We start from the raw sequence: 26,638 nt of genomic DNA, 5'->3' as shown, positions 1-26,638 counted from the left end.
CGAGATCGGATAGCGTCGTGCCATGCCCGACAGCGGTTACCCCTGGCCGATCGAGACGACGCGACTGGACAACGGCCTGCGTGTGGTGGTGAGCGAGGACCGCACCGCGCCCGCGGTCGCGGTCAACCTCTGGTACGACGTGGGTTCCCGGCACGAGCCGGCGGGCCAGACCGGCTTCGCCCACCTCTTCGAGCACCTGATGTTCGAGGGCTCGGAGAACGTGGCGAAGACCGAGCACATGAAGTTGATCCAGGGTTCCGGCGGTTCGCTCAACGCCACCACCAACCCGGACCGGACGAACTACTTCGAGACCGTCCCCGCAGAGCACCTGGAGCTGGCGCTCTGGCTGGAGGCCGACCGGATGGGCGGCCTGGTGCCCGCGCTGACCCAGGAGACGCTGGACAACCAGCGTGAGGTGGTCAAGAACGAGCGCCGCCAGCGTTACGAGAACGTCCCGTACGGCGACGCCTGGCTGCGGCTGCTCCCGCTGCTCTACCCGCCCGGCCACCCGTACCACCACGCGACGATCGGCTCGATGGCCGACCTGAACGCCGCCGACCTGGCCACCTTCCAGGCCTTCCACACCACCTGGTACGCCCCCGACAACGCGGTGCTCACCGTCGTCGGCGACACCACCGCGGCCGAGGTCTTCGCGCTGGCCGACAAGTACTTCGGCGCGATCCCGGCGCGCGGCGGGTTCCCCACCGCGCCCGACGGGCGGACGGTGCCGGCGACCGGGCGGCCCGCCGAGGAGACGGTCACCGCCGACGTGCCCGCCCCCCGCGTCTACGTCGCGCACCGCACCCACCCGTTCGGCAGCTCCGGGTACGACGTGACCACCGTGCTCGGCACCGTCCTCGGCAGCGGCCGGGGCAGCCGGCTCTACCAGCGCCTCGCCGACGGCGAGCGGATCGCCCAGCCGGACCTGGTCGGGGCGTACGGGGTGGACCTGGCGCACGCACCGGCCCCGTTGATCGCCACCGCCACGGCCCGCCCCGGGGTGGCCGCCGAACGGCTGCGCGCCGGGCTGGCCGAGGTGGTCGACGAGCTGGCCACCGTGCCGGTCACCGCCGCCGAGCTGGACCGGGCCAAGGCCCTGCTGAGCACCCAGTGGTGGCGACAGATGTCCACCGTGGACGGCCGGGCCGACACGCTGGGCCGCTACGCCACCCAGTTCGGCGACCCGGCGAAGGCCGGCGACCGGCTGCCCGCCTGGCTCGCGGTCACCGCCGAGCAGATCGCCGAACAGGCCGCCGAGCTGCTCGGCGCGGCCGACCGGGTCATCCTGACCTACCTGCCCGAGGAGACGTCATGACGCTGATCGCCGCCCGTCCCGGCCCGGGTGCCGCCCGCCCGTACCGGTTCCCGCAGGTGGTCCGGCGGACGGTGGCCGGCGGGCAGGTCGTCGCCGCGCACCTGCCCGGGCAGAACCTGGCCGTCGCGCTGCTGCTGCTCGACGCCGGCGCCGGCCGGGAGCCGGTCGGCAAGGAGGGCCTGGGCGGGGTCCTGGCCAAGGCCCTGGAGGAGGGCACCGCGCAGCGGGACGGCACCGCGTACGCCCTGGCCATCGAGGCGCTCGGCACCGAGCTGGTGACCGGCTCGGACTGGGACTCCTTCCAGGTCAGCGTGCAGGTGCCGGTGGACCGGCTGGCCGCCGCGGTGGAACTGCTCGCCGAGGCGGTCCGGACGCCCCGGCTGGACCCCGCCGACGTGCTGCGGGTCCGCGACGACGAGGCGACCGCGCTGCGGATGGACTGGGCCAACCCCGGTCCCCGGGCCGACGCGGTGCTGCGCGCCGACCTCTTCGGCGCCGACAACCGCTGGGGCCGGCCGCTGTACGGCGACCCGGAGAGCGTCGCCGCGTTGGACGTCGTCGACGACGTGACCGTCTTCCACTCCGAGTGGTTCATCCGCCCCGGCACCCTGGTCGTCGCCGGTGACCTGGACCGGCTCGACCTGGACGCGCTCGGGGCGGCGGCGTTCGCCGGCACCGGCGGTGGACCGGTGGACAAGGGCGGCCCGCTCGACGTGCCGCTCTCCGGCCGGCGGAAGGTCATCCTGGTCGACCGGCCCGGCTCGGTGCAGTCCACGCTGCGCCTCGGGCACCCCGCCCCGCACCGGGCGCACCCGGACCACGTGGCGACCACGCTCGCCGGCACTGTGCTCGGCGGGGCGTTCACCTCCCGGCTCAACCACCTGATCCGGGAGGTCCGCGGCTACACGTACGGCATCCGCGGCGACTTCGCCTCGTCCCGCCGGTTCGGCCGGTTCGCGGTCAGCTCCGGGGTGCAGACCGCGGTGACCGCGCCGGCCCTGGTCGAGGCGGTCGGCGAGGTGACGCGTACCCAGCTCACCGGGGTGACCGAGGACGAGCTGACGGTGGCCCGCTCATGGCGGGCCGGGCAGCTCTCGGTCGAGTTGCAGAGCCCGCGCGCGATCGCCTCGGCGCTGACCACGCTGGTGGTGCACGACCTACCCGACGACTACCACGCCCGGCTGCGCGAGGCGCTGCTCGCCGCCGACGTCGAGCAGGTGTCCGCGGCGGCGGCCGCGCACCTGCACCCGGACTCGCTCACCCTGGTGATCGAGGGCGACTCGGCGGTCATCCGCGACGAACTGGTCGCCGCCGGCCTCGGCGAGGTCGTCGACCACCGCGCCTGACACCGGCGTCGGCCCGCCGGTGCGGTAGCGCCCCACCACCCCCAGAGCTCCGAGCGCTGGGGCCTGTTTCACGGAAAGAGTGGCCTGAGCCGCCCGCGAAGCCACTCTTTCCGTGAATTTGTGCGGATCTTGGGGGTGGGGGTGGGTGTGATTCCGGTCGCGTCGGGGGTGGAGCCGGTCGGCGGTGCGGTGCAGGTGCTGCGGTCGGTGCGGTCCACGGCCGGGGTTTCTCCGCCGGAGGCCCCTCGTCGGGTGTGGTCGTTGCAGGTGCGCGGGTGCTGTGGCGGGGGGCCGGCCGGGGGGTGGGCGGACCGGGCGGTGGGAAAGGTTTCCCGTTCCGCCCGTCCGGCTGGGTAGCCTCGCGGGCATGAGGATCGGCATTGTGGGGGCCACCGGCCAGGTCGGTGGCGTGATGCGGCAGGTGCTGGCGGAGCGCGACTTCCCGGCGGAGCAGGTGCGGTTGTTCGCCTCGGCGCGGTCCGCCGGGCGTACGCTGCCGTGGCGCGACGGCGAGGTGACGGTCGAGGACGCGGCCACCGCCGACTACCGGGGGCTCGACATCGTGCTCTTCTCGGCGGGCAAGGGCACTTCCCGGGAACTGGCCCCCCGGGTCGCCGAGGCCGGCGCGGTGGTCATCGACAACTCGTCGGCGTTCCGGATGGACCCGCAGGTGCCGCTGGTGGTCGCCGAGGTCAACCCGCATGCCGCCGCCGACCGGCCCAAGGGCATCATCGCCAACCCGAACTGCACCACGATGGCCGCCATGCCGGTGCTCCGGCCGCTGCACCAGGAGGCCGAGCTGGTCAGCCTGGTGGTCTCGACGTACCAGGCGGTGTCCGGGGCCGGCCTGGCCGGGGTGGCCGAGCTGGACGAGCAGGTCCGCAAGGTGGCGGAGCACGCCGCGGGGCTGGCCTTCGACGGGTCGGCCGTCGAGTTCCCCGCGCCCCGGTCGTTCGCCCGCCCGATCGCGTTCAACGTGCTCCCGCTCGCCGGCTCGATCGTCGACGACGGCTCCGACGAGACCGACGAGGAGCAGAAGCTGCGCAACGAGAGCCGCAAGATCCTGGAGATCCCGGGGCTGAAGGTCTCCGGCACCTGCGTGCGGGTGCCCGTCTTCACCGGCCACTCGCTCCAGATCAACGCCCGCTTCGCCCGGCCGATCACCCCCGAGCGGGCCCGGGAACTGCTCGACGGCGCGCCCGGCGTGGCCCTGTCCGAGGTGCCGACCCCGTTGCAGGCGGCCGGCCAGGACCCGACCTACGTCGGCCGGATCCGGGCCGACGAGACCGTCGCGCACGGCCTGGCCCTCTTCTGCGCCAACGACAACCTCCGCAAGGGCGCCGCCCTCAACGCCGTCCAGCTCGCCGAGCTGGTCGCCGCCGAGCGCCGCTGACGCCGTCCCCCGTCCCCGCGTGGACCGCGCGGGGACGGGGCAGGCGGTTACCTCCCGGTGGGTGGCGGGTAGACGGCGGGGCCGACACCGAGAGGGGAAGCACCATGACAACGGTCGGAGAGTTCATGACGACCCGGTTGGTGACGATGGACGGCAACGACACCCTCACCGCCGCCGCGCAGGAGATGCGGGACAGCGCCATCGGCGACGTGGTGGTGACCGATGGCGACAACGTGGTGGGCATCGTGACGGACCGGGACATCACCGTCCGGGGCGTCGCCGAGAACATGGACCCGAACCGCACCACGCTCAACCAGATCACCAGCAAGGACGTGGTGACGGTGAGCCAGTACGACGACGCGGTGGCCGCCGCCGACCTGATGCGCACGTACGCCGTACGCCGGCTGCCGGTGATCGAGGACGGCCGCCTGGTCGGGCTGGTCTCCATGGGTGACCTGGCCGTCGAGCGGGAACCCCAGTCGGTGCTCGCCGACATCAGCGCCGACGATCCCAACAACTGAGCTGTCCGCCGCGGTGACGCCGACCTCCGGTTCGGGGGTCGGCGTTCGCGTGTCCGGGGGACGCTCCCTCACCCGATCCGGGCGAGGTTGACCGCGTACCCGACGGGCACCCCTGCACGGACGTCGGCACGCCGCGGCTCGCGGGGAGGAGTGGACCCGATGGTGGACACGACCACGAGGTTCTTCGAGGACCTGGACCGGCGGGGATTCGAACCCCTGCTGGCGAAGACCGCCGGAACGTTGCGCTTCGACCTGCACGAGGGGGCGCACACGACCCACTGGCTGCTGGAGATCGACCGGGGCAACCTGCGGGTACGCCAGGAGGACCAGGAGGCCGACACGGTGGTCGGCACCGCGCCCCGCCTCTTCGGTGACCTGGTCACCGGCCAGGAGAACGCGATCGCGGCGCTGCTGCGCGGCGACATGACGGTCGCCGGCGACCTGCGGCTGGTGCTCCAGGTCGAGCGGCTCTTTCCCGGCCCGCCGGACTCCCGCGGGTCGCACCACGTCTTCCGCAGGGAGGCATTCTGATGCCCGGCAGCAACACCGTCCGGATCCTCGACGGCAACACCTTCGTGGTCTCCGAGGACACCGGCGACATCGAGGCCACCCCGAGCGAGCCGACCGGCCTCTTCTCCCTCGACATGCGGTACCTGTCCAAGTGGGTGCTGACGGTCAACGGCGAGCGGCTCAACGCCCTGTCGTACGACGACCTCCAGTACTACGAGGCCCGGTTCTTCCTGGTGCCGGGCATGGCCACGCACTACGTGGACGCCAAGCTCTCGATCATCCGGGAACGGGCGGTGGGCGGCAGCTTCCGGGAGACGCTCACGATCTTGAACCATGACGAGAAGGCGGTCGACCTGGAGATCCGGATGGACGCCGGGGCCGACTTCGCCGACCTCTTCCAGGTCAAGGACGAGATCGTCAACAAGAAGGGCGAGCTCTACGCCGAGGCCGAGGGGGACCGGCTGCGGCTCGGCTACCGGCGCGGCAACTTCAAGCGGGAGACCGTCATCTCCTCGTCCCAACCGGCCCGCTACGACCGCAACGGGTTCGCCTACAGCATCCACCTGGAACCCAACGAGCAGTGGGACAGCGTCATCGACGTGCAGACCTTCGCGGTCGGGCCGGGCGGCCGGGACCTGCGGATGGGGCTGCGGGCGCACGGCACCGAGCGGCTCGCCCTCCAGCACGACCTGGAGGAGTGGATCGCCAGGGCGCCGAAGGTGAACAGCGAGCACGGCCGGGTGTCCGCCACGTACCGGCGCTGCCTGGTGGACCTGGCCGCGCTGCGCTTCTCGCCGCTCTCGCTCGGCGGGCAGACGCTGCCGGCCGCCGGCCTGCCCTGGTTCATGACCATGTTCGGCCGGGACAGCATCTTCACCTGCCTGCAGGTGCTGCCGTTCGCCCCGGAGCTGTCCAAGACCACGCTGCGGATCCTCGGCGCGTTGCAGGGCACCCGGTTCGACGACTTCCGGGACGAGGACCCGGGCCGGATCCTGCACGAGATGCGCTACGGCGAGACGGCCGCCTTCGAGGAGCAGCCGCACTCGCCGTACTACGGCTCGGTGGACGCCACGCCGCTGTTCGTGGTGCTGCTCGACGAGTACGAGAAGTGGAGCGGCGACGTCGCGCTGGTCAAGGAGCTGGAGCGGGAGTGCCGGGCGGCGCTGCACTGGATCGACGACTACGCCGACCTGGTGGGCAACGGCTACATCTGGTACGAGCGCCGCAACACCGACACCGGCCTGGAGAACCAGTGCTGGAAGGACTCCTGGGACTCCATCTCGTACGCCGACGGCACCCTGCCGCCGTTCCCCCGGGCCACCTGCGAGGTGCAGGGGTACGCGTACGACGCGAAGATGCGGGCCGCCCGGCTGGCCCGGGAGTTCTGGGACGACCCGGCGTACGCCGACCAGCTGGAGCGGGAGGCGGCGGCGCTGAAGGAGCGGTTCAACCGGGACTGGTGGGTGGCCGACGGCGGCTTCTACGCCCTCGCCCTGGACCCGGACGGCCGGCAGTGCGACGTGCTCAGCTCCAACATCGGGCACCTGCTGTGGAGCGGGATCGTGGCCGACGACCGGGCGGCGCAGATCGCCGAGCACCTGGTCGGTCCTCGGCTCTTCTCCGGCTGGGGGGTCCGCACCCTCGCCGAGGGCGAGGTCCGCTACAACCCGATCGGCTACCACAACGGCACGATCTGGCCGTTCGACAACTCGTTCGTCGCCTGGGGCCTGCGCCGGTACGGCTTCGCCGAGGAGGCCGCCACCGTCGCCAACGGCATCCTGGACGCGGCGACGTACTTCGACGGCCGGCTGCCCGAGGCGTTCGGTGGCTACCAGCGGGACCTGACCAAGTTCCCGGTGGAGTACCCGACCGCGTGCAGCCCGCAGGCCTGGTCGACGGGGACGCCGATGCTGCTGCTGCGCACCATGCTGGGCCTGGAGCCGCACGAGGGGCACCTGGCGGTGGATCCGCGACTGCCGGTCGGCATGGGCCGGATCGAGGTGCTCGACATCCCCGGGCGCTGGGGCAAGGTGGACGCCTTCGCCCGGGGCCGGCTGAACATGGACCAGCTGGCCGACTGAGCCGGCCGGCGTCGGGGCGCCGCCGGTCCGGACCGGCGGCGCCCCGACGCGCCCGACCTCGACGGGGTTCAGTGCCCGGCCGACGCCGGATCGAGGTGCGTCTCGTTGCGGGGGAGCAGGCAGAACTCGTTGCCCTCCGGGTCGGCGAACACGGTCCACCGGGGCAGCTCCCGCACCACCGTCGCGCCGGCCTCCAGCACCGCGGCCCGTTCCTCGGCGTCCCCGACTAGGTCCAGGTGGATCCGGCCGGGGGCGGGCAGGTCGCCGGCCGGGCTGATCCAGACGTCCGGCCGGTGCCCGGACGGATCGCGCAGCAGCACCGCCTCGGTCGGTCCCAGGGACCGCTCGGCGAGCTTCGGCCGGTCCTGGTCGACCACGGGCAGCCCGGTCACCGCGCTCCAGAACGGGGCGAGCAGGTAGGGGTCACGGCAGTGGATGACGATCGCGGCGAGGTCGGGCATGCCTTGGACGCTAGTCCGGGCGGGCGGCCGGCAGGACGGTGTCCAGGAACGCGGCGGTGACCGCCCGGATGTCGGACCGGCCCAGGTCGAGGGCGTGCCCGCCGTGGGTGAGCCAGGTGTGCACCGGGTGCCCGGCGGCGAGCAGCCGGCGGCTCAGCTCCAGCGCCTGGCCGGCCGGCGTCGCGCGGTCGTCGCGGCCGTGCACCAGGAGCACCGGTACGCCGGAGCCGAGCCGGCCGGCGACCGTGGCGTCGACGGTGGCCGGGTCGCCCTCGGCCGGCGGGTGCCCGAGCAGTCCGGTCCACGGGTCGTCGTGCGCCCGCAGCCGCCGGTGCTCCGCGTCCAGCGGGTCGACCGGCGCCCAGTACGCCAGCGCCCCGGCCACGTCGCCCGGCCGGTCCACCCCGCCCAGCGCGAGGTGCAGGGCCAGCATGCCGCCGGACGAGTCGCCGCCGACCAGCAGGGGCAGCCCGTCCGCCCCGGCCCGGGCGGCCCGGGCCGCGGCGCGTACGTCGTCGAGCTGGGCCGGCCAGCGGGCCTCGGGTACGAACCGGTGGGTCGCCGGGACCACCCGCAGCCCGAGCGGGGCGAGCGCGCCACCGTCGGAGTCGGCGCGGGCCCGCCAGCCGCCGCCGTGGATCCAGAGCAGCACCGCGCGTTCCGTCATCCGGTCATGATGGTGCCGCCCGGAGCCGGCCGCGACCCGGCTCTGCCGAGGGCAGACTGCCGGCGGGTGGCCGATCGCACCACGCACTCCTACGGTTCCGTAACCTACTCAGGGTAAAGTTGGCGGATGCCGGAACTCGTGTACCCGCCCGTGATCACCGCCGCCAAGACCCTGTTCCGGGTCCTCGACATGCGCCTGACGGTCGAGGGCAGCCACCACGTCCCGCGTACCGGCGGCGCGGTGCTGGCCAGCAACCACGTCAGCTACCTCGACTTCATCTTCTGCGGGTACGGCGCGCACGAGTCCCGCCGCCTGGTCCGGTTCATGGCCAAGGACTCGGTCTTCCGGCACAAGGTCTCCGGCCCGTTGATGCGCGGCATGAAGCACATCCCGGTGAACCGGGCGGCCGGCGCGGGCTCGTACTCGACGGCGGTCAGCGCGCTGCGCCGGGGCGAGGTGGTGGGCGTCTTCCCGGAGGCCACCATCAGCCGCTCCTTCACCGTCAAGCAGCTCAAGAGCGGCGCGGCGCGGATGGCCCAGGAGGCCGAGGTGCCGCTGCTGCCGGTGGCGCTCTGGGGCACCCAGCGGCTCTGGACCAAGGGCCGCCCGAAGGACCTGACCCGTCGGCACACCCCGATCACCATCCTGGTCGGCGAGCCGATGGACCCGGCCGCGTACCCGGACGCGAACGCGATGACCGTCGAGCTGAAGAGCCGGCTCGCCGCGCTGGTCGACCGGGTCCAGCGGGACTACCCGGAGCAGCCGGCCGGCCCGGACGACGCCTGGTGGCAGCCGGCCCACCTGGGCGGCACCGCGCCGACCCCGGAGGAGGCGGCCGAGCTGGACCGCTCGGGCCGTACCCGCAGCACGTCCTGAGCCACCCGCCGGCGCCGGCCCGCGGTCAGCAGGCCGAGCCCGGCCGGCCCCGCGCCGCCCGCGGCCAGTCCGGCGGCTCCTCCTCGGCCGCCGGGCGGTAGTAGTCGTCGCGGGACAGGAACTCCACCGGGAGCGACCCCGGCAGGGTCACCGCGCCCCGGGCCGGCCCGGGCAGCGCCCCGACCCGGGCCAGCAGGGTGTCCCGCTCCGGCGGGGACAGGTCCACCAGCTCCGGATGCACCAGGCGGAACGCGGCGATCGACCGGCGTACCTGCCGGGCCAGGGCGGTGACCAGGGCGTCCGCGCCGCTCAGCCCGAGCGCCGGCTGCCGGATGGTGCGCAGCGCGTCGCAGATCACCCGCAGCTCCGGGCCGCCGTCCGGCGCGTCGACCAGCTCCAGCCGGGACGGCCACTGCCACCGGATCTGGCCGCTGACCAGGCGGGACAGCCGGAGCGGACGCCGGTGCCGGGCGTCCGTCCGGCCGTCCCGCCCGGAGACCAGGGACAGCTCGGAGCCGGTGCAGACGTACGCGAGCCGCCGGTCGGTGACGGTGACGGTGGCCGGAGCGGGGAGACTCCAGGCGCGTACGCCCTCGGTGGGGCCGAGCAGGTGCCCGGTCACGGTGAGCCGGTGTTGACCGAGCACCTGCTCACCGGGTTCGGTGACCAGCGCGTAGCGCCGGTCGAGCACGGGGCGGGTCGCGTCGTCGTCCGCGTCGAAGCGGTGCGGCCCGATGAAGAAGGGAGCGACGTCCTCCTGCACGGTCACGACCTCCCGGGACGGTAGCGGTACGTAGAGCCTGGACCAGCGCACCGTGGCTGTCATGACACCCGTTAGGGGGTCGGCCGGTCGGTCTGCGCGTGTGACCGGTAGATGCCGATCTCCTCCGGGCGGACGAGTCCGTCCTCGATCGCGCGGGCGAGCAGGGCGGCCTTCGTGGCGGCCGGCCGGCCCGCCCGGGTGTACTTGATCCGGGCCCGGTCCACGTACTGCTTCACGGTGTGCTCGCTGATCCGCATCCGCCGGGCCACCGACGCCTTCGACATGGACTGGAACCACAGCAGCAGGGCCTCCCGCTCCTTGTCGGAGAGCGCCGGCCGGTCGGGTCGGGGGTCACCCACCATCGCCCCGGCCAGCGCCGGCGGCACGTACGGCCGGTCGGTGGCGGCGGCGAGCACGGTCGCCACGCAGTGCGCGCGTCCCTCGTGCTTGGCGAGGAACGCCACCGCCCCCGCGTCCAGCGCGGCGAGCATGGTGTCCGGATCGGTGTGCTCGGAGTAGACCACCACCCGCCGGCCGGCCGCGCTCAGCTCGGCCAGCTTGTCGAGCACCATCCGCCCGTGCAGCCGCAGGTCCAGCAGGACCACGTCGGCGCTCGGCGCGAGCCGCAGCACGTCGTCCGGATCGTCGCCGGTGGCGAGCACCCGTAATCGCGGCTCGGTGGCCAGCCAGGCCCGTACGCCGTCGATCACCACCGGGTGGTCGTCCACGATGGCCACCCCGATCGGCCCGTCCCCGCTCACGTCCGCCGCCACCGGGTCTGCGTCCACCTGATCTCCCCGTCCCGCTCGTGCACGTGCTCCACCGGTCCGTCCCCGTCCGGGCCGGGCGGACCGGTGGAGTCCGGTCCGTCGTGATCGGGGGTGACCAGGCTGACCACCACCTCGTCCGGGCCGGACACCACGGTCAGCCGGGCCCAGCCGCGGGCGTCGGCGAGGGCGGCGGCGAGCGGCTCGGCCAGCCCCCGGCGTACCTCCACGGACAGTTCCGGCGGGGTGCCGATGGCGACCAGCTCGATCGGCAGCCCCTTGCGCTCGGCCAGGTCGGCGGCGGCGCGCAACTCGTGCAGCAGCGGGTCCGGCACGTCGTCCGACTCGGCGATCAGCCGGCGCAGCCGGGCGGCGGCCAGCACGCACCGCCGGCGTACCTCCGGGTCGGCCGGGTCGGCCTGGCCCGCCGCGAGCGCCGCCAGCACGTCCTCGGCGTCCCCGCTGACCAGGGCGAGCCGGTCCCGCCGTTCCCGGCGGGCCTGCTCGGCCGCGACCCGTTCCGCCTCGACCGCCACGGCCGCGGCCGCCCGGCCGGCCCGGTCCCGGGCCAGCGCGGCGATCGCCGCCGCGCCGGCGAAGACCGCCACCGGCAGCGAGGAGGTGCCGTAGGCGTACATCGCGTACCGGGCCAGGTCGGCCGGGGCGGTGGCGCCGGTGCCGAGCACCGCGCCGAGGGCGATCGCGGCGTGCGCGGCGAGCAGCCCGAGCAGCCAGCCCACCGGCCGGCGCCAGAGCACCAGCAGGAAGAACCAGGCCAGACCGCCCCACACCCAGTTCGCCGCGGTGAACAGGTGGCGCTGGCCGACGGAGGCGAAGACCGCCGCGTCGACCGCCAGCAGCAGCGCCGCCAGCCGCCGGGCCGGCGGCAGCCCGCCGCGCAGCAGGCGTACGCCGGCGGCGACGCCGACCCCGGCGGTCACCAGCCAGCCGACCGCCACCACCGCCGGCGCGGTCATCCCCGGCCCGGCGCGCAGCAGCGCCGGCAGGCCGATCACCAGGTGCCAGACCAGCGCGATGGAGACCACGGCGGTCCGGGCGGCGCGGTCGGAGGCGTCCGCGACGACCCCGGCCGCCCCCGGGTCCGCCGGCCGGTCCGCACCGTCGCGCACCCGCCCCGCCGGCCGGAACAGCGCGGTGGTCGGCGTCGTACCCGTCTCAGTGGCCACCACGCCACTCCAACCTGACCCGGGTGCCGGCGCCAGGGGCGGAGGTCACCTCTGCGACGCCACCCACGGCGGCCGTCCGGCCGAGGATCGACTCGCGCAGTCCGTACCGGTGGGCGGGGACCGTTGCCGGGTCGAAACCGGGACCGTCGTCGGTCACCTCCACCACGACGGTCCCGGCGACCCGGGACAGCGCGAGCGTGGTGGCCGCGCCGGGCGCGTGCCGGGCCACGTTGGCCAGGGCGGCGGCCGTGCTCTCGGCGAGCGCGGTGGACACCTCCGCCGGCACCCGGCAGGAGACCAGGGTCGCGGTCACCGTCAGCTCGGGGGTCCGGGCGAGGACCGCGCGCAGCCGGTCGTCCAGCGCCGTCGGGCCGGCCGCCGGCAGCGACCGGGCGTCCGCCAGGGCGGTGAGGGTACGCAGGTCCGCCGCGCACCGCTCGCGCAGCGCCGCCGTGGAGCCGGCGACCGCCCCGAGCCCGACCATGGTCAGCGTGGCGAGCACGGTGTCGTGCAGGTCCCGGTTCTGCCGGCGCTCGGCCTCGCGGGCGGCCCGGGCGGCCACCGCCTCCCGGGAGAGCCGCTGGTAGTCGGCGAAGGTGGCGTCGGCCTGCCCGAGCCGGTGGCGCATCACCGCGGTCATCATCGCGGTGCAGGCGGCCTGCACCAGCAGGGTGGCCGCGTGCGCCCGGGCCTCGACCGGGTTGCCGGCGACCGTCGCGCCCACCACGTACCCGGCGGTGACCAGCAGCCCGGCCGGGATCGACCAGCGGGCCGGGGCGGTGGCCTGGGTGTTGATCACCGTGGTGCTGGCGAGTACCGCCGTCCAACTGCCCTCGCCGGCCAGCACCGCCGGCGCGACCAGCCACGGGATCGCCACCACGGCCGCGGTGGTGAGCGCGACGTCGCCGGTGACCAGGGCGGTGCCGATGCCGTGCCGCAGCGCGCGGACCGCGTACCAGACGGACCACGCGGTGAGCCCGGCGACCGCCGGCAGCAGCAGGGGCAGCCGGACGGGCGGGGTGAGCACGGTCAGGGCCACCACCGCGCCGGCCAGGCCGCAGGTCAGCCGCAGCAGCGCCGGCAGGGTGGTGAAGATGAGGGTGAACGCGCCGCCCGCCGGTCTGTCCAGCGGTCCGGGCGGCGAGGTCGTGGCGGCTACGACCGGCATCGGGGAGGTGTCCTTCCGGCAGCGACCCGGTCGGGTGCGCACGGCCTAGATCGACGCCGGAGAATAGCATGCCGCCCCGCAACCGGTCACCCTCGGTACGCGGCGCGTCGCCGAAGGGAAAGGAAGGGTCCTGTTGACGCCTGGTGAGGTGCAGGGGCCCCTTCCTGACGCCGGGGCGGCCGGTCAGCGATGGGCGACGGCGAGCAGATGGGCGCTGGCCCCGCGCACCGCCGGGTCACGCTCGAACAGCTCGGCGCAGGCCACCGCGTCGGCGAAGAGCCGCTCGTCGGGGCCGGTGCCGAGGGTGTTCAGCAGCGGCCAGAGCGGGCCTTCCACGCCGTACACGGCGGGCTCGGGCAGGCCGGCGGCGACGAACTCGTCGACCAGTTGCTCCGGGCGGTGGAAGTACGCCGTGGTGAAGCCCGTCTCCGGGTCGTTGACCCCGGTGGCGTACTCACGGAGCAGCAGCGGCCAGCTCCGCTCGTCCACCCGGCCCTGCGCGACCAGGTCGATCAGGGCGGCGTTGCGGCTGATCGCCGCCGCGACCACGGGCCCGCCCGGTCGGGTCGACCGGGCCGCCTCGCGCAGCGCCGTCACCCGGTCCGACCGCTCGGTCAGGTGGTAGAGCGGGCCGAGCAGCAGCGTCGCGTCCACCGACTTGTCGGGCAGCGGCAGGTCGCGGGCGTCCCCGACGGTGACGGTCAGCTCGGGATACGCGGCCGTGGCGGCGGTGACGTGCGCCGGCACCAGGTCGACCAGGTGCACCTGGTGACCGGCCGCCGTCAGCCAGCCGGCGTACGCGCCGGGGCCACCGCCCACGTCCAGCACGGTCGCCGGTGGCGCGGGTAGCAGCCGGGCCAGCAGGTCCCGGGTACGCCGGGCCTCCAGTCGGCCCTGCGGGCTGCGGGACAGCCGGTCCGCCTCCACGAAGACCTCGGTGTAGTACCGCTGGATGTCCGGCTCCGCCGGTCGTCGCTGGGGCATCCGTCGATGATGGACCGTCCGGCCCGGCCCGTCATCCGGTTTGTCCGGGCGGTGGCGCGCCCCGCCTACCCTGCCGGGCATGACGTACCAGCCGGCCATGGCGTCCCCGCCGAAGCGGTCGAACACGACCCGGACCGTGCTCATCGTCGTCGGCGTGGTGCTCGCCCTCTGCTGCGCGGGCGGCGCCGTCGGCGGCTTCTTCGTCTACCGCGCGGTCAAGGAGGCCACCGGGCCGGCCCGCGACGCGGTGGACACCTACGCCCGCGCGCTGATCGTCCGCGACTATCCGAAGGCGTACGCGCAGCTCTGCGCCCCGGTGCGCAACCGGGTGAGCGAGGCCGACTTCGTCCGCCAGCAGTCCGCCCAGCCGGAGCTGAACGGCTACGGGATCGTCGGCCTCAACGTGCAGAACACCAACGGACGGGTGCGGGGCTCCGCCAGCGTCCGCTACGACCCGCGCAGCGGCACCAGCACCACGCTGACCTATGTGCTCGTCAAAGAGGACGGCGCGTGGCGGATTTGCGAGTAGTCGGCGGTCCGCCGACCGCCGGGTGCACGGCTGGCCTAGCCTCGCTGCCATGGCGAGCAGCAGGCGTGGGCCCGAGGAGCTGATGGCGCGGGTACGCGCGGAGCGGACCGCCGGATCCGGCCGGGAGGTCGGCGCCGACCGTGACGTCAGGATGCTCGGCCTCGCCCTGGTCGTCGGGTTCGTCGCCCTCGTGGTGCTGCGCATCGTGGTCGGCGACGACCTGCGGGCCCGGGTGGACGAGCAGGCCTGCGCGGTGACCGGCTGCACCGGCACCGGCATGGCGGTGACGGGCTGGGCGCTGGTCGCCCTGCCCGCCGTCTGGGCGGCGGTCACCGTCGGCCTCTGGTCCCGGCTGAGCGCGGTGGCCCGGGTCGCCGCGCTGCTCGTCGCCTTCGCGCTCGCCCTGCTCGGCTGGGTGCACGTACCCGGGAAACGCTCCTCGCTGGCGTTCCTGCTGGCCGGGCCGGGGGCCGGGGCGATGGCCACCGGGATCCGCTGGGCCGGGATCGGCGTCGCCGTGGCGGTCGTCGCCGCCACGGTGGCCGCCGTCCGGTCCGCCGCGCCGCGGGCCGCCGGCCGGCCGGCACCGTCCGTCGGGGTCATCGTCGCGGTGGTGCTGCTCGGCTCGGTCACCGTTGCGGTGGCGCGCGCGGAGCCGACGCCGGTCACGGTCGCGACGGCGATGCCCGAGCGGACGTTCCGGGCGGCGGGGGACACCCTGACCCGCACCGGGGGCCGGGACCTGCGGGGCTGCGCCGGCGTGCTCGCCGACGACGACCTGCTGGCCGGCTGCGTACGGACGGTGCGGGTCAGCTACACCACCGACGACAGCGACGCGGTGGTGCACCTGGCGGCCGTGCTCTTCCCCGGCGAGCGGCAGGCCCGCGACCGGCGGGGTGTGCTGCGCCGGGGCACCGGTCAGCGCGGGGTGCCGGGTGAGGCGGTCGCGCTCAGCTCCACCACCGGCAGTTGGGTGCTGCTCACCAGCGTGGCGCACGCCGACGGCCGCCCGATCGCCGAGCCGGACCGGGGCCACCTGCTCTGGGCGGCGAAGCAGGTCGCGTACCGGTTCATCGGGCGGCAGGTGGGCCTGCTGGTCGCGCCCTCGCCCGCCGACGGCATCGGCCCGCGTACGCCCTGAGCGGCGGGAACCGGTCACCGTCGGTCGGCCGGCGGTGGCACGGCGTACCGGTGTGACATCCGGCGCGGGAGCGGCGCTGAGGAGCACGGAAAGGATGCCCGGGTCTCGCGACCACGCGCCGGACCCACTGACCTCCGACGCCGGGCGGGCACCCCCCGCCAGCCCGGCGTCGGTCGCGCGGCCCCTGCGGAGCACCTCCCCCCCGGTCCTCCGTACGGTGTCGCGGTCCGCGCCCTCCCGGGCGCGGCGAGGCGGCGGCCAGGTCCCGTGGCCGCCGCCTCACCCCTCGCGGTGGCCACGCGGTGGCCGCCGCCGCGCTCCTTCCGGGTGGCCACGCGGGGCCACCCGGAAGGAGCGACAACCCCGGGCCGTGGCCGCATCCCTCGGGAACGGTCGGGCGGGTACGGACTCAGCCCGGTGCGCGCTCCCCGGCCGCGTCGGCCTGCCGACGCAGCCACTCCAGTGCCGACCCGGCGTGCCGCAGCACCGAGATGTGCCCGTCCTGCGGCCAGCGGCGCAGCTCGGCGTCCGGGCAGTGCCGGGCCAGCCACGCGCCGTGCGCCACCGGCACGATCCCGTCCCGCTCGCCGTGCAGCAGCAGCACCGGCGGGGTGACCTGGTCCGGGCGGAACCCCCACGGGGCGACGTACGCGAGGTCGTCGTCGATCAACCCGCCCGGCCCGGCCCGCACCGCCGGGCCGACGACAGAGTCGAACCAGGACCAGTCGCCGTGCAGCTCGGCCAGGTCGGCCCGGGTGAAACCGGGATCGTACGCGGCCCCCGACGCCTCGTGCGCCTCCTTCGCCGCCCGCCCCGCGGCGGCGGCGCGCAGCGACGCCACCCCGGACGGCACCATGCCGGCGAACCAGTCCAGCCCGGCCGCGTCGTACGGGGCCAGCCCGGCCCCGGAGACCACCGCGACCACCCGCTCGGGCAGCAGCGCGCCGCAGGCCAGCGCGTGTGGGCCGCCGCCGGAGTGGCCCAGCACCGCGAACCGGGCGATGCCCAGCGCGTCGGCGATCGCGGCCACGTCGGTGGCGACCGAGGCGATGTCCCGCCCGGGCACCGGCGTGGAGCCGCCGTACCCGGGTCGGTCGTGCGACACCCAGCGCAGGCCGAGCCGGTCGGCGGCGGCGAACAGCGGTGCCGGCGGCGCGCCGACGTTCGGGGTGCCGTGGTGCCAGAAGACGGCGAGCCGGTCGGCCCCGCCGGTGTCGTAGACGTGCAGCGTGCGGCCGTCGGTCAGCCGGAGATCGGTCTCGGTCACCATCTCCGGACCCTAGCCCGCCACCCCGACACCGGGCCGACCTACGACACCGCCGGCCCGCTCAGCACCGCCAGACGCGCGGCCCGAGGCTGTCCGGGGCGTCGTCGGCCCGGGCGAGCCCCACCACCAGCCCGGTGTCGGAGACCGCCACCGCCACGGCCCGCCGACCCTCGGCCTCGGCCAGCTCGACCGGCTCGCCGTCGCGCAGCAGCACGCCCTGGGCGACCACCCAGCCGGCGGCGTTGACCGCCTCACCGGGACCCTCGGCACCGGTCAGCGGGGTCACCGCGCCGGTGCGCAGGTTCCACCGGGCCGCCGTCCGCGACGGCCACAGCCCGCCGGTCGCCCATCCGCCGCGCGCCGCGTAGGCGGCCGCCGTCTCACCGGCCGGGACGGCCAGTTTGCGGCCCCGACCCCGCTGGTCCCAGGCGTACGCGGCGTAGGCGGCCCCGTCGCGGTACTTCGCGCCGACGATCGTGCCGTCGTCGGTGACGGCGGACGCGTTCGCGCCGGCCGGCAGCGGCAACCGGACCGCGCTCGTGGAGCCGGCCTTCCACAGCAGCACGATGCTGCCCTCGCCCCCCGAGTTGCCGGCCGGCTCCGCGTTGATCACCACGTCACCGGCGGAGTTGATCGCCGGGGTCGGGTAGACGTGCCAGTTCCCGGCGGGCGTCCGCAGCCGGGTGTACCGGCCCTGCGCGTAGCGGAAGGCGTACTCCTGCGCGCCGTCCTGCACCAGACCGACCACGACCCCGGCCGAGTTGACCGCGGTCAGCTGGACCGACTGGGCGACCACCGGCAACGCGGTCGGTCTACCGTCGGTCCACAGGACCGGCCGGAAGTCCTGCCCGACGGTGCCGTTGCCCACCACGTACCGCCCGGTCGGGTCCACCCCGGTCGGTACGACCTGCGACATGCCCGCCGGCACCGGCAGCTCGGCCCGTACGCACGCGCCCCCGGCAGCCGGCCCGGCGGCGGCGGTCGGGGCAGCCGTCGGGGTGCGGACGGCCGGCGCGGTGGCGGTGACCGTCGCGGCCCCGGTCGCGGCCGTCGACGGGCCGCCCGGCACGGCCACCGGCCGCGCGCCCGTCCCGGTCAGGATCGACGGCACCGCCACCAGCGCGGCCGTGGCGAGCGCCGCGCTCCCCGCCGCGCCCACCGTGCGGCGGCGAAAGGCGCTCCGGCGACCGGCGTGCAGCAGCGCGTCGATCTCGATCCGGCTGGGCGGCACGTCGACCGCGCCCAGCCGGTCCCGCAGCTCGTCCTCCTCGTTCACCGCGTCTCCCCTCCCTCGGCGACCGTCACCGGCCGCCGTGCCGGCAGCGCCTCCCGCAGCCCGGCGAGACCCCGCGCACACTGACTCTTGACGTTCCCCGTCGAGCAGCCCAGCGCCGCCGCGGTCGCCTCCACCGAGAGGTCGCCGAAGTAGCGCAGCACCACGACGGCCCGCTGACCCGGGGGCAGCGACCGGAGCGCGGTCACCAGCACGTCCCGCTCCTCGACCCCGCTCTCCGTCGGGGCGGGCAGCTCCGGCAGGCGGTCGCCGAGCAGCACCCGGGACCACCCGCGCCGCCGCTCGTCGAGGAACCGCCGGCTCAGGATGCGGTGCACGTAGCCGTCGAGGTTGTCGGCGGCGACGGCCCGCTTCCAGTTCACGTAGAGCGCGGTGAGCGTCGCCTGGACGATGTCGTCCGCCTGGAACGCGTCGCCGCAGAGGAGGTACGCCGTGCGGTGCAGGCGGGGCAGCCGCGCCTGCACGTACTCGACGTACTCCCTTTCGAGGTCGGGCCGCATCCTGCTCCCTTGTTCGGGCCGGGGGTGGACAGTGGGCTCTGGTCGTCACTGTGTCGTCGGCGGCCCGCCGAAAGGTTGCACGACGACCGGGCGGTAGCGTCCGGCGGGTGACTTCGCCGTTCGAACCGGGCGACTCGCCGTGGGTGGGGCCGCCGCTGACCGGGGCCATGGTGCGCCGGGCCGAGCAGACCCTCGGCGTACGACTGCCCCCCGGTATCTCACCCTGATGTACCGGCAGAACGGTGGCGTCCTACGTGACACCTGCCACCTCACCGGCCCGCGGCACGTGCACCTGCACGTCGTCACGGGCATCGGCTACGAGCACGGGATCGACGAGATGTCGGCGTACCTGATCGCCGAGTGGGACTACCCGGAGATCGGGGTGGTGCTCGGCGTGACGGAGTCGGCCGGGCACGACACGGTCATGCTGGACTACTCGGCGTGCGGGCCGGACGGCGAGCCGGCGGTGAGCCACGTCGACGAGGACCGGGTCCCCCGACGGATCGCCGACTCGTTCGACGAGTTCCTGCGCGGCCTGGGCCCCTGCCCCGACGACGACGAATGAGCCGGTGCCGGCGGGTCCGGCCGGCCGATGCTGTTCAATCGGCAGCGTGGCGAAGACCCTGAGGATCAGCACCCGCAACGCCTCCTTCCAGCAGTGGCAGGCGCTGCTGACCAACCGCAACAAGCGCCAGCGTCTCGGGGAGTTCCTGGTGCAGGGGGTCCGCCCGATCACCCTGGCGCTGGAGCACGGCTGGGAGATCCGGGCGCTGTTGTACCCCGACCGGCAGGCGCTGTCGCGCTGGTGCCGGGACCTGCTCGACCGCGCCGACACCACCCGGGTCGCGCTCGCGCCCGAGCTGATGCGGGAGCTGGGCGGCAAGGACGAGGAGTCGCCGGAGCTGCTTGCCGTGGTGGGGCAGCCCGCGGACGACCTGGACCGGGTCCCGCTCGGGCCGGACCCGCTCGTGGTGGTCCTCGACCGGCCGAAGACCCCCGGCAACATCGGCACCCTGATCCGCTCCGCCGACGCCTTCGGCGCCGCCGCCGTGCTGGTCACCGGGCACGCCGCCGACCCCTACGACCCGAAGGCCGTCCGGGCCAGCACCGGGTCGCTCTTCGCCGTCCCGGTGGTGCGGGTCCCGGGCCACCGCGAGGTCCTCGACTGGGTGGCCGACGTGCGCGGGGGAGACCTGCCCGACCTCCAGATCGTGGGTACGGACGAACACGGCGACGTGGACGTCGCCGACCACGACCTGACCGGCCCCACGCTGCTGCTGGTGGGCAACGAGACGCACGGGCTCAGCGCCGGCTGGCAGGAGGCCGCCGACCGGATGGTCCGGATCCCGATCGTCGGCGCGGCCAGCTCGCTGAACGCGGCGTCGGCCGGGTCCGTGGTGCTCTACGAGGCCGCCCGGCAGCGCACCCGGCGACGCTAGACCCGCCCGGCCCCGTCGTACGCCTCGCGGGCGTCGAGCAGCTCGTCCCAGTGCTGCTCCACCCCGGCACAGGCGACCGGGATCAGCTACTCGGACTTCGCGCTCGCGCTGCTCGACGAGATCGAGGCGTCCCGCCACCACCGCACCACGTTCAGCGTCGCGGAGGGCGACCGGTGACGCCGGCGACGACCGTTCCGTGGTCTCCGCCGCGTCCTCGTTCCGGGTACGGTGAGCGGTCCGACGGGTGCGGCGAACGGGGTGTCCATGGCGGAGCGTTCTCTCGACGTGCTACCACCGCTGAGCCATTGCATCACTTTCTGCGAGGAGGAGTGCGTCCGCGCGTGCTGCGGGATCGACGCCGTCTCCACCGATCCCGCCCTGATCGGGCAGTGGTGCCGGGAAGCCGGACCGACCGCGGTGTTACAGGCGCGGCGGCAACTCGCCGACCTGATCGAGGTGGTCGAGGACCGCTCGCACCTGGTCTCGTCGACGTTCCTGAACCACCGCACGCCGAACGAGGGCGCGCGGCGTGAGTTGCTGGACTTCCTGACCGCCCTGGCGACGGGCCTGGCCGCCGGCGACGAGTCGTGACTCCGGTGGCCGGCGTGCCGGACGAAGCGCCCGTGGTCGAGGTGGTGCCCCACGACCCGGCCTGGTCGGCGCGGTCCTCGCCGACCTCGGGCCGCTGGAGCGGCTCGGGTACCGCCACCGCCCGGAGGCCTTCCCCGAGGACGACGCGCACCTGTTCCTCTCGAAGGACACCGCCGGGAAGCGGAGCCACCACCTGCACGTCTTCGGCGTCGGCTCCCCGGTGCCGGCGGAGAACCGGCTCTTCTGCGCCTACCTCGCGGCCAACCCCGGTGCCGCCCGCCGCTACGAGGCGGCGAAGCGGCGGGCGGCCGAGCTGCATCCCGACAGCCGGGCCCGGTACGGCGCCGCGAAGGAAGAGACGATGACGCGGTTGTCGGCCGAGGCCCTCCGGTGGAGCCGGACGGGCTGACCCTCGCCGCCACGGCGGGCAGGGTCCGAACGATGGAGGGTGTGTTGTCCGCTGTCGCGTCACTGACCGAGGTCCCCCGCAACAGCGTTCCCGAGCTGGCCCGGTTGGCGCGTACCTCGTCGTCGTCGTTCCGCGCGTACCTGGCCGAGCACGGTCGTCGTCCCCGGGCGGAGTACGACTGGTCCGGGTACTGCCTGCTGCACGTGCTGACCTATCTGGAGGACCGCGACGTCGACCTGGAGCGGTCGGAGTTCGATGCCGAGTCGGCGGCCATCAACGAGGTCCACGACCTGACGGTGCTCATCACCCCGGCCCACAAGCGGTTCCTGGACCGGCTCGATCCCGGGGCGCACCGCGCCGAGGAGCTGGCCGCCCACTTCGAGGAGATGGGGCTCGGCTTCGCGGAGAGCGGCCGGGCCGGCCTGGCCGGTCTGCGGCTGTTGCGCGGCACCATCGCCGAGCTCGACGACGATCGGGTGCTGCTCCTGCACATCGGCTGACAACCCGGTGGGCGCTGCTGGTCGGAGACCTGCGCGTAGGAAAGAAGGCCGGCTAGGCCCGGGAGACCACATCCGCCCGCTTGCGGAACAGCACGCAGCGGCGCAGGGGGCCCTCGCTCACCTCGGGATCGTCGAAGTCCTCGTGCGGGTCCGTGGTCATGCCGAGTCGGCGCATCACCGCCTGCGACCGCAGGTTCGTCCGAGTGGTCACCGCCAGGATCTCGGCCAGTCCGACGGTGTCGAAGCCGTACCGCAGCACCGCCAGCCCCGCCTCCGTGGCGTACCCGTGCCCCCACGCCGCCCGGGACAGTCGCCAGCCGGCCTCCACGCCCGTGAACGGCATGCCCTCGTCCACCACGTCCAGGCCGGCGAACCCGATGAACTGCCCGGTGTCGCGCACCTCCACCGCCCAGAAACCGAACCCGTTCCGGTCCAGATCCTCCTGGAAGCTGCGCATCGAGGCCGCGGCCTGCTCCGGCGTGAGCAGCGGCCCGAGGTGCTCCCGGACCTGCGGGTCGGCGTTCATTGCCGTCCACGGCGACAGGTCCGAGTCCCGCCACCCCCGCATGACGAGCCGCGCAGTCTCGATCTTTACCATCCGGCGAGCCTAGGCAACGGCGCCGGAGTCCGGCAAAGCAGTTCCGAGCCCGGAAGCCACGCTGCCTCCGGCCTCCCGGACAGGTGCCGAGGCCGCGACGCCGGGTCAGGTCGAGGCTGTTCGGTGAGCCCTCCGAGGGGAGCGGGAAGCCGCGGACCACCCGTGGTCGTGGGTGCGCCCGGTACGCGCGGGTCAGCCCCCGCAGTCCGCCGACCGGTGTTCGTCCACGGAGCGGACCACCGCACCGGCCGGGACACATTCCTTGTCGACGCCGTAGAGGAGCAACGCGACTCGTCCTTCGTGCCGTCCCTCGCGCTGGCGGTCCAGCATGTGCACCGCTACTCGCTCGACCGTCTCGCGCGCCCCTCCGACACAGAGCACGGCAGGTCCAACAGCCGGGATCGCTTCTCCTCGATGCTGGCCGATCACCGCGGTGCCGCGACCTGTAATGGCGAATGCTTCCTCGACCTCGAACTGCCAACGCGGATCCACGGCCGCATTCTCGCCGCCTTCCTGCCCGAACGACGACCTGGACAGGCGACGCTCCGGAGCTTCACTTCGGAGGGCTGCTCAAGCGGTCGTGACGTCCAGAAGGCCTGGGGTGGCGGTCAGCCCGGTGGCGCGCTGTATGGGGCCGTGGTGATCGTCTCGACCGGGAACGGAAATCCGCTGACCCGCGGCGGGGAGGGTGCGCCCGGCAGGATTCGAACCTGCGGCCTTGGGATTAGAAGTCCCCTGCTCTATCCGCTGAGCTACGGGCGCGCGGCGACGTGTCGCGCCAAGAGGGTACCGCCGGACCCGGGTACGCCGGGGGAACGGGTGGTCCTGGCCACGTCGCCGTTCAGGGTCCCACGACGGGGCCGGACCCGGCATCCCCGATTCGCGGGTCCGGGGCAGCGGCGGTTGTCCATGTCCGTACCCTTTGCGTCGTGCTGCTGGACCAGGAAACCGAGAACGAGATCATCTTCGAGCTGTGTCAGCTGCTCGGGCGGGCCATCCTCCCGCTGCGCCGCTACGACCGGCCGGGCGCGCCCGCCGAGGGCTTCGGCACCGCCTTTTTCTACACCGAGCTGGTCGGCGCCACCGACGACGGTGAGGTGGTGCACGAGTGGCTGCTCACCGCCGAGGCGGCGACCACCGGGGCGTACGGCGAGATCGGGCTGCGGCCGAGCGTCACCGACCCGGCCGAGGGCGCGGCCGAGCCGATCGTGCTGCCGGACTTCGCCGACCAGTGGCTGCGCCTGCCCGAGTTGGGGCTGGCCGCGATGCCCACCGGTGGCCTGCACGGCTACGCCGAGGACCGGGGCTGGAGCTGGCGTACCCAGCAGGTGGCCGACGCGGTGGCCGCCGACGCCGGCGTGATCGCCGGGGTGGGCGCGGTGCCCGGGTCGGCGTTCGTGCTGGCCCTCGGGGTCGGCGACGACGGGTCGCGGCCCCTGGAGGCGGTGATCGAGCGGGTGGTCCGGGACGGCGACGAGCTGCGGATCACCGCCGAGCTGCCGGCCGGCTACCTCGGCGCGCCGGTCTTCGCCGTGCGGACCGGCGCCGACGGTGCACTGGCGGTGCACTGCCTCGGGCTGGTGCTGCCCGGCCGGGACGGCGGGCACCCGGTGGCGACCTTCGACCGGATCCGGACGGCCCTGGTGGAGGCCACCGCCGGCTACCGCTGACGCCCGCCTGCCTCACCGACCGGCCGGGCTCCGGGACGTCCGGGGGCGGTGGCCGGTCCAGGCGACCGGCCGCTCAGCTCTCGGCCGGCGCGGCGGCCCGGTCGTCGACCGGCGGGCGTGCCGCCGGGGGACCGGTCGGTTCCGGGTCGGTCGGTCCGGCCCCGAGGAAACCCTCCGCCCACCGCCCAACCTCGGCGAAGACCTTCTCGCGTACGGCGGGACCGGAGAGCGTGAGGTCGTGCAGGCCGCCGTCGAAGCGGGCCAGGGTGACGTGCGGGCCGAGCCGGGGCGCCCAGCGGACCATGTGTTCGACGTCCAGCACGGCGTCGGCGAGGGTGGCCGAGTCGTGCCACTTCGTGCCCCGGTAGCTGCGGTTCGAGCAGGCGAGCAGCACCGGCACGGGGATGTCCAGCCCGGCCCGGAGCTGCCGCTGACCGGCCCGGATCGCGTTGATCCAGCCGGCTCGCACCGGGAATCCGGCGAGCGGCTTCCAGGCCAGGTCGTAACGCCACTCGCCGCGGTGGTCGGCGTGCAGGCTCTCGCCGTACACGGTGCCCAGGCCGAACGGCAGGACGCGCTGCGGCGCCCGACGGCCGAGCCGGGAGACGGCGGCCGCGAGGGGTCGACGGACCAGCCAGGGGGCGTTGATGTCGAAGAAGGGGCTGTTGAGGAAGATCCCGTCGACCAGGCCGGCCTCGCGGCGGGCGTGCGCCCAGAGCGAGATGATCAGGCCGCCGGTGGAGTGGCCCATGGCGAGCAGGGTGTCGTGCCCCTCGTCCGCCCGGATGATCTTCACGGCGGCGTCCAGCTCGGGGAAGTACTCGCTCAGGTCGCGGCAGAAGTTCGGCGTCTGGTGCGGTTGCAGGCTGCGGCCGTACTTGCGCAGGTCGAGGGCGTAGAAGTCCCAGCCCCGCTCGGCGAAGAAGTCGGCGACGTGGGTCTGGAAGAAGTAGTCGACGAAGCCGTGCACGTAGAGCACGGCCCGGCCGGTCGGGCGCTCGGCCCGCCGGCGGACCAGGGTCGCGACGACCGGTCCCTCGTCGTCGGTGCCCAGGTCGATCGTCTGCCGCTCGTACGGCGGTCCCAGCACGTCGGGTTCCACGACCGCGACGGTACGCCGCCTTGCTACCGGGCGGTAGCCCCCGCCGGGACGGACGCGTCAGGTCGGGGCGGCCACCGTACGGCGGACACCCCGACCTGACGCGTCAGCGGTGGTCAGGCGGTCTCGGCGTCGGCCCGGTGGAGGTCGGCGTCGTCGTCGGCAACGGGGGCGATCTCCGGCTGGGTGACCTCCCGCAGGTGCTTGTTGCTGCGGGGCTCCTGTCGGGTCTTCGCGTCGTTGAGCTTGCGGCGCAGGTCGTCCCGGACGTCGTTGAGCGCGGCGTGCAGGTCCTCCTCGGTGGAGGTGGTGACGATCTTCTGCCGGCCCGCGACCCAGCACTCCAGGGTCACCTTCTGCCCCCGTGCCTCGCGGTCCTTGACCGACACCTCCAGCTCGGTGGCGTCGGCGTGGAAGCCGGCGAGCCGGGCGTCGAGGGTGGCGAACTGCTCCGCGATCCAGTTCCGGTCGCCCTGGGAGAAGCCGGCACCGACGCGCAGGCACTCGGCCACGGTCGCGGGGTTCGTCACAGCGCTCATCGCCGGGCCTCACAGACGTCTCGGAGAAGCATGTCGCTCCCTTTCTCTCGGTTGATCAACGCCTTACCCAGTGGGTGCGGGTGCGGAAACCGCCTCGCCCCGCCGTACCGGTCGATCATGTGTCGCCGCCGGTCGACACCCCAGGGACCGTGGTCCCTACCAGACGGGACCTTGATCAGGTCGTTGTCCACAGCCCGGCCCGTCGTCCACAGGCGGGACCGGCCGGGCTCGCCCCGGCCCGGCGGCGCAGCCAGGCTCGACCCGACAAGCCGAGACCCGGGAGGGCAGATGTTCGATACTTACGTGACGATCGTCGGGAACGTGCTCACCGCGCCCGAGTGGCGTCGGACCACCCAGAGCAACACCCTGGTGGCCAACTTCAAGGTCGCCTCCACCGCCCGCCGCCTCGACCGCGACTCCGGCCGCTGGGTCGACGGCAACAGCCTGCGGGTGCGGGTCAACTGCTGGCGCAAGCTCGCCGAGGGGGTGGCCGCCTCGGTGATGGTGGGTGACCCGGTGGTCGTCGCGGGCCGCCTCTACACCCGTGACTGGACCGACGACGCCGGCAATCACCGCACCCTCTACGAGCTGGAGGCGGTCGCCGTCGGGCACGACCTGTCCCGGGGCCGCGGCCGGTTCCTGCGCAACCGGCCCGGCGCGGCCACCAGCACCGTCGAGGACGCCGAGGCGGAGCGGCGGGTGCACGGCGAGGCCACCGAGCCGGTGCCGGACGGGCAGGCGCCCGCCTCGCTCGACGACCGCCCCTTCGACGAGGAGTTCGAGTCGCTGGAGTTCGCCGGGGCGCGGGCCGGCGACCACCTGCCGGCGGACGGGTTCGACGCCGGGACCGACCCGTTCGACGACCTGGACGACGACGGCGACGGCGCGGAGGCGGACGGCGACGAGGACGGGCCCTCCGCCGACCCGTCGGAGGAGGTGCCAACGCCGCTGGGCGACGTGGCGGGGGCGACCCCGACCGGTCGCGGCCGGCGGGGTGGCCGGCGGACCCCGGTGCCCGCCTGA

At 74.6% G+C, this 26,638-nt stretch carries 30 protein-coding genes and 1 tRNA gene; 16 read left to right on the top strand and 15 right to left on the bottom strand.

Annotation, left to right across the window (positions count from 1 at the left end):
• Positions 1–22 precede the first annotated feature (22 nt).
• The 6 genes from GA0070611_RS16700 to GA0070611_RS16675 all read left to right on the top strand — a co-directional run bounded on the left by GA0070611_RS16700 (position 23) and on the right by GA0070611_RS16675 (position 7,166).
• Positions 23–1,315: a M16 family metallopeptidase gene (locus GA0070611_RS16700; protein ID WP_091665226.1), complete on the top strand. Its 1,293-nt coding sequence runs from the start codon at positions 23–25 to the stop codon at positions 1,313–1,315.
• Positions 1,312–2,661, top strand: coding sequence for a M16 family metallopeptidase (locus GA0070611_RS16695; protein ID WP_091665223.1), 1,350 nt, complete (start codon positions 1,312–1,314; stop codon positions 2,659–2,661). The genes GA0070611_RS16700 and GA0070611_RS16695 overlap by 4 nt, the downstream gene beginning before the upstream one ends.
• A 367-nt stretch (positions 2,662–3,028) precedes the next feature.
• Complete coding sequence (locus GA0070611_RS16690; RefSeq protein ID WP_091665221.1) at positions 3,029–4,054, top strand: aspartate-semialdehyde dehydrogenase; 1,026 nt, start codon at positions 3,029–3,031, stop codon at positions 4,052–4,054.
• A gap of 104 nt (positions 4,055–4,158) precedes the next feature.
• On the top strand, positions 4,159–4,575 hold the full coding sequence (locus GA0070611_RS16685) for a CBS domain-containing protein (protein ID WP_091665218.1): 417 nt from the start codon (positions 4,159–4,161) through the stop codon (positions 4,573–4,575).
• 159 nt (positions 4,576–4,734) lie between these two features.
• Complete coding sequence (locus GA0070611_RS16680) at positions 4,735–5,106, top strand: SCP2 sterol-binding domain-containing protein (protein ID WP_091673037.1); 372 nt, start codon at positions 4,735–4,737, stop codon at positions 5,104–5,106.
• On the top strand, positions 5,106–7,166 hold the full coding sequence (locus tag GA0070611_RS16675) for an amylo-alpha-1,6-glucosidase (protein WP_091665216.1): 2,061 nt from the start codon (positions 5,106–5,108) through the stop codon (positions 7,164–7,166). Before GA0070611_RS16680 ends, GA0070611_RS16675 begins: the two co-directional genes overlap by 1 nt.
• A 68-nt stretch (positions 7,167–7,234) precedes the next feature.
• Here GA0070611_RS16675 and GA0070611_RS16670 read toward each other — a convergent pair whose 3' ends face one another.
• Positions 7,235–7,627, bottom strand: coding sequence for a VOC family protein (locus GA0070611_RS16670; RefSeq protein ID WP_091665214.1), 393 nt, complete (start codon positions 7,625–7,627; stop codon positions 7,235–7,237).
• A gap of 10 nt (positions 7,628–7,637) precedes the next feature.
• Complete coding sequence (locus GA0070611_RS16665) at positions 7,638–8,294, bottom strand: alpha/beta hydrolase (protein ID WP_091665212.1); 657 nt, start codon at positions 8,292–8,294, stop codon at positions 7,638–7,640.
• Positions 8,295–8,420: 126 nt separating this feature from the next.
• Here GA0070611_RS16665 and GA0070611_RS16660 point away from each other — a divergent pair, with 126 nt between their 5' ends.
• The gene (locus tag GA0070611_RS16660; protein WP_091665210.1) at positions 8,421–9,170 is read left to right on the top strand and encodes a lysophospholipid acyltransferase family protein; all 750 of its coding nucleotides are present in this window, start codon (positions 8,421–8,423) and stop codon (positions 9,168–9,170) included.
• Between the two features lie 25 nt (positions 9,171–9,195).
• On the opposite strand, the gene GA0070611_RS16655 is transcribed toward GA0070611_RS16660, so the two are convergent.
• From GA0070611_RS16655 to GA0070611_RS16635, 5 genes are all read right to left on the bottom strand, one after another.
• Complete coding sequence (locus tag GA0070611_RS16655) at positions 9,196–9,933, bottom strand: hypothetical protein (protein ID WP_091673034.1); 738 nt, start codon at positions 9,931–9,933, stop codon at positions 9,196–9,198.
• 71 nt (positions 9,934–10,004) lie between these two features.
• Positions 10,005–10,721, bottom strand: coding sequence for a response regulator transcription factor (locus GA0070611_RS16650; RefSeq protein WP_091665208.1), 717 nt, complete (start codon positions 10,719–10,721; stop codon positions 10,005–10,007).
• On the bottom strand, positions 10,691–11,851 hold the full coding sequence (locus GA0070611_RS16645; RefSeq protein ID WP_407940441.1) for a hypothetical protein: 1,161 nt from the start codon (positions 11,849–11,851) through the stop codon (positions 10,691–10,693). The genes GA0070611_RS16650 and GA0070611_RS16645 overlap by 31 nt, the downstream gene beginning before the upstream one ends.
• Positions 11,852–11,876: 25 nt before the next feature.
• Positions 11,877–13,055 (bottom strand): sensor histidine kinase, encoded by a 1,179-nt coding sequence (locus GA0070611_RS16640; RefSeq protein ID WP_091665204.1) that lies wholly within the window; start codon positions 13,053–13,055, stop codon positions 11,877–11,879.
• Between the two features lie 183 nt (positions 13,056–13,238).
• The gene (locus GA0070611_RS16635) at positions 13,239–14,039 is read right to left on the bottom strand and encodes a class I SAM-dependent methyltransferase (protein WP_091665201.1); all 801 of its coding nucleotides are present in this window, start codon (positions 14,037–14,039) and stop codon (positions 13,239–13,241) included.
• A 79-nt stretch (positions 14,040–14,118) separates the two neighbouring features.
• On the opposite strand from GA0070611_RS16635, the gene GA0070611_RS16630 reads away from it, so the two are divergent.
• Both GA0070611_RS16630 and GA0070611_RS16625 read left to right on the top strand, forming a co-directional pair.
• Positions 14,119–14,568, top strand: coding sequence for an Rv0361 family membrane protein (locus GA0070611_RS16630; protein WP_091665199.1), 450 nt, complete (start codon positions 14,119–14,121; stop codon positions 14,566–14,568).
• Between the two features lie 49 nt (positions 14,569–14,617).
• A complete protein-coding gene (locus GA0070611_RS16625) occupies positions 14,618–15,709 on the top strand; it encodes a hypothetical protein (protein ID WP_157740338.1) in 1,092 nt (363 codons plus the stop codon).
• A 409-nt stretch (positions 15,710–16,118) separates the two neighbouring features.
• Here the strand turns inward: GA0070611_RS16625 and GA0070611_RS16620 are convergent, their stop codons facing one another.
• From GA0070611_RS16620 to GA0070611_RS16610, 3 genes are read right to left on the bottom strand one after another with little or no spacing between them, the layout of a single operon-like run.
• Positions 16,119–16,979, bottom strand: coding sequence for an alpha/beta fold hydrolase (locus GA0070611_RS16620; RefSeq protein WP_091665195.1), 861 nt, complete (start codon positions 16,977–16,979; stop codon positions 16,119–16,121).
• A 58-nt stretch (positions 16,980–17,037) separates the two neighbouring features.
• A complete protein-coding gene (locus GA0070611_RS16615) occupies positions 17,038–18,252 on the bottom strand; it encodes a hypothetical protein (RefSeq protein WP_091665193.1) in 1,215 nt (404 codons plus the stop codon).
• Positions 18,249–18,770 carry a SigE family RNA polymerase sigma factor gene (locus tag GA0070611_RS16610; RefSeq protein ID WP_091665191.1) on the bottom strand — a complete coding sequence of 174 codons (522 nt, stop codon included), beginning with the start codon at positions 18,768–18,770 and terminating at the stop codon, positions 18,249–18,251. The genes GA0070611_RS16615 and GA0070611_RS16610 overlap by 4 nt, the downstream gene beginning before the upstream one ends.
• Positions 18,771–18,996: 226 nt before the next feature.
• On the opposite strand from GA0070611_RS16610, the gene GA0070611_RS16605 reads away from it, so the two are divergent.
• The 5 genes from GA0070611_RS16605 (at position 18,997) to GA0070611_RS16585 (ending at position 21,709) form a co-directional block, all read left to right on the top strand.
• Positions 18,997–19,335: an SMI1/KNR4 family protein gene (locus GA0070611_RS16605; protein WP_197675721.1), complete on the top strand. Its 339-nt coding sequence runs from the start codon at positions 18,997–18,999 to the stop codon at positions 19,333–19,335.
• Positions 19,336–19,381: 46 nt separating this feature from the next.
• Entirely contained in the window at positions 19,382–20,209 is an 828-nt protein-coding gene (locus tag GA0070611_RS16600; protein WP_091665189.1) for a TrmH family RNA methyltransferase, read from the top strand.
• Positions 20,210–20,473: 264 nt separating this feature from the next.
• On the top strand, positions 20,474–20,800 hold the full coding sequence (locus GA0070611_RS16595; RefSeq protein ID WP_091673031.1) for a DUF6331 family protein: 327 nt from the start codon (positions 20,474–20,476) through the stop codon (positions 20,798–20,800).
• Positions 20,801–20,861: 61 nt separating this feature from the next.
• Positions 20,862–21,209 carry a GrpB family protein gene (locus tag GA0070611_RS16590; protein WP_091665187.1) on the top strand — a complete coding sequence of 116 codons (348 nt, stop codon included), beginning with the start codon at positions 20,862–20,864 and terminating at the stop codon, positions 21,207–21,209.
• Positions 21,210–21,241: 32 nt separating this feature from the next.
• Positions 21,242–21,709 carry a hypothetical protein gene (locus GA0070611_RS16585; protein WP_157740337.1) on the top strand — a complete coding sequence of 156 codons (468 nt, stop codon included), beginning with the start codon at positions 21,242–21,244 and terminating at the stop codon, positions 21,707–21,709.
• 52 nt (positions 21,710–21,761) lie between these two features.
• On the opposite strand, the gene GA0070611_RS16580 is transcribed toward GA0070611_RS16585, so the two are convergent.
• The 3 genes from GA0070611_RS16580 to GA0070611_RS16570 form a co-directional block, all read right to left on the bottom strand.
• Entirely contained in the window at positions 21,762–22,307 is a 546-nt protein-coding gene (locus GA0070611_RS16580; protein WP_091665183.1) for a GNAT family N-acetyltransferase, read from the bottom strand.
• A 192-nt stretch (positions 22,308–22,499) separates the two neighbouring features.
• A complete protein-coding gene (locus GA0070611_RS31125; protein ID WP_157740336.1) occupies positions 22,500–22,799 on the bottom strand; it encodes a hypothetical protein in 300 nt (99 codons plus the stop codon).
• Between the two features lie 197 nt (positions 22,800–22,996).
• Positions 22,997–23,069: transfer RNA gene (locus GA0070611_RS16570), tRNA-Arg, on the bottom strand.
• Between the two features lie 167 nt (positions 23,070–23,236).
• Between GA0070611_RS16570 and GA0070611_RS16565 the strand changes: the two genes are divergently transcribed.
• Positions 23,237–23,977, top strand: a complete 741-nt coding sequence (locus GA0070611_RS16565) for a hypothetical protein (RefSeq protein WP_091665178.1) — start codon at positions 23,237–23,239, stop codon at positions 23,975–23,977.
• Between the two features lie 73 nt (positions 23,978–24,050).
• Here the strand turns inward: GA0070611_RS16565 and GA0070611_RS16560 are convergent, their stop codons facing one another.
• Positions 24,051–25,079 (bottom strand): alpha/beta hydrolase, encoded by a 1,029-nt coding sequence (locus GA0070611_RS16560; protein ID WP_167604437.1) that lies wholly within the window; start codon positions 25,077–25,079, stop codon positions 24,051–24,053.
• 113 nt (positions 25,080–25,192) lie between these two features.
• The gene (locus GA0070611_RS16555) at positions 25,193–25,615 is read right to left on the bottom strand and encodes an HPF/RaiA family ribosome-associated protein (protein ID WP_091665175.1); all 423 of its coding nucleotides are present in this window, start codon (positions 25,613–25,615) and stop codon (positions 25,193–25,195) included.
• Between the two features lie 288 nt (positions 25,616–25,903).
• Here GA0070611_RS16555 and ssb point away from each other — a divergent pair, with 288 nt between their 5' ends.
• The gene (ssb, locus tag GA0070611_RS32425; RefSeq protein WP_091665173.1) at positions 25,904–26,638 is read left to right on the top strand and encodes a single-stranded DNA-binding protein; all 735 of its coding nucleotides are present in this window, start codon (positions 25,904–25,906) and stop codon (positions 26,636–26,638) included.

Source organism: Micromonospora auratinigra (assembly GCF_900089595.1).
GTDB classification, from domain to species: Bacteria; Actinomycetota; Actinomycetes; order Mycobacteriales; family Micromonosporaceae; genus Micromonospora; species Micromonospora auratinigra.
The sequence above is the reverse complement of the archived record's forward strand: the minus strand, read 5'-3'. Positions and strand labels throughout refer to the sequence as shown.

Coding starts and splice junctions, on each gene's coding strand:
- GA0070611_RS16700 (WP_091665226.1), top strand. CDS start 23: ATGCCCGACAGCGGTTACCCCTGGCCGATCGAGACGACGCGACTGGAC.
- GA0070611_RS16695 (WP_091665223.1), top strand. CDS start 1,312: ATGACGCTGATCGCCGCCCGTCCCGGCCCGGGTGCCGCCCGCCCGTAC.
- GA0070611_RS16690 (WP_091665221.1), top strand. CDS start 3,029: ATGAGGATCGGCATTGTGGGGGCCACCGGCCAGGTCGGTGGCGTGATG.
- GA0070611_RS16685 (WP_091665218.1), top strand. CDS start 4,159: ATGACAACGGTCGGAGAGTTCATGACGACCCGGTTGGTGACGATGGAC.
- GA0070611_RS16680 (WP_091673037.1), top strand. CDS start 4,735: ATGGTGGACACGACCACGAGGTTCTTCGAGGACCTGGACCGGCGGGGA.
- GA0070611_RS16675 (WP_091665216.1), top strand. CDS start 5,106: ATGCCCGGCAGCAACACCGTCCGGATCCTCGACGGCAACACCTTCGTG.
- GA0070611_RS16670 (WP_091665214.1), bottom strand. CDS start 7,627: ATGCCCGACCTCGCCGCGATCGTCATCCACTGCCGTGACCCCTACCTG.
- GA0070611_RS16665 (WP_091665212.1), bottom strand. CDS start 8,294: ATGACGGAACGCGCGGTGCTGCTCTGGATCCACGGCGGCGGCTGGCGG.
- GA0070611_RS16660 (WP_091665210.1), top strand. CDS start 8,421: ATGCCGGAACTCGTGTACCCGCCCGTGATCACCGCCGCCAAGACCCTG.
- GA0070611_RS16640 (WP_091665204.1), bottom strand. CDS start 13,055: ATGCCGGTCGTAGCCGCCACGACCTCGCCGCCCGGACCGCTGGACAGA.
- GA0070611_RS16635 (WP_091665201.1), bottom strand. CDS start 14,039: ATGCCCCAGCGACGACCGGCGGAGCCGGACATCCAGCGGTACTACACC.
- GA0070611_RS16630 (WP_091665199.1), top strand. CDS start 14,119: ATGACGTACCAGCCGGCCATGGCGTCCCCGCCGAAGCGGTCGAACACG.
- GA0070611_RS16625 (WP_157740338.1), top strand. CDS start 14,618: ATGGCGAGCAGCAGGCGTGGGCCCGAGGAGCTGATGGCGCGGGTACGC.
- GA0070611_RS16620 (WP_091665195.1), bottom strand. CDS start 16,979: ATGGTGACCGAGACCGATCTCCGGCTGACCGACGGCCGCACGCTGCAC.
- GA0070611_RS16610 (WP_091665191.1), bottom strand. CDS start 18,770: ATGCGGCCCGACCTCGAAAGGGAGTACGTCGAGTACGTGCAGGCGCGG.
- GA0070611_RS16605 (WP_197675721.1), top strand. CDS start 18,997: ATGTACCGGCAGAACGGTGGCGTCCTACGTGACACCTGCCACCTCACC.
- GA0070611_RS16595 (WP_091673031.1), top strand. CDS start 20,474: ATGGCGGAGCGTTCTCTCGACGTGCTACCACCGCTGAGCCATTGCATC.
- GA0070611_RS16585 (WP_157740337.1), top strand. CDS start 21,242: ATGGAGGGTGTGTTGTCCGCTGTCGCGTCACTGACCGAGGTCCCCCGC.
- GA0070611_RS16580 (WP_091665183.1), bottom strand. CDS start 22,307: ATGGTAAAGATCGAGACTGCGCGGCTCGTCATGCGGGGGTGGCGGGAC.
- GA0070611_RS16555 (WP_091665175.1), bottom strand. CDS start 25,615: ATGAGCGCTGTGACGAACCCCGCGACCGTGGCCGAGTGCCTGCGCGTC.
- ssb (WP_091665173.1), top strand. CDS start 25,904: ATGTTCGATACTTACGTGACGATCGTCGGGAACGTGCTCACCGCGCCC.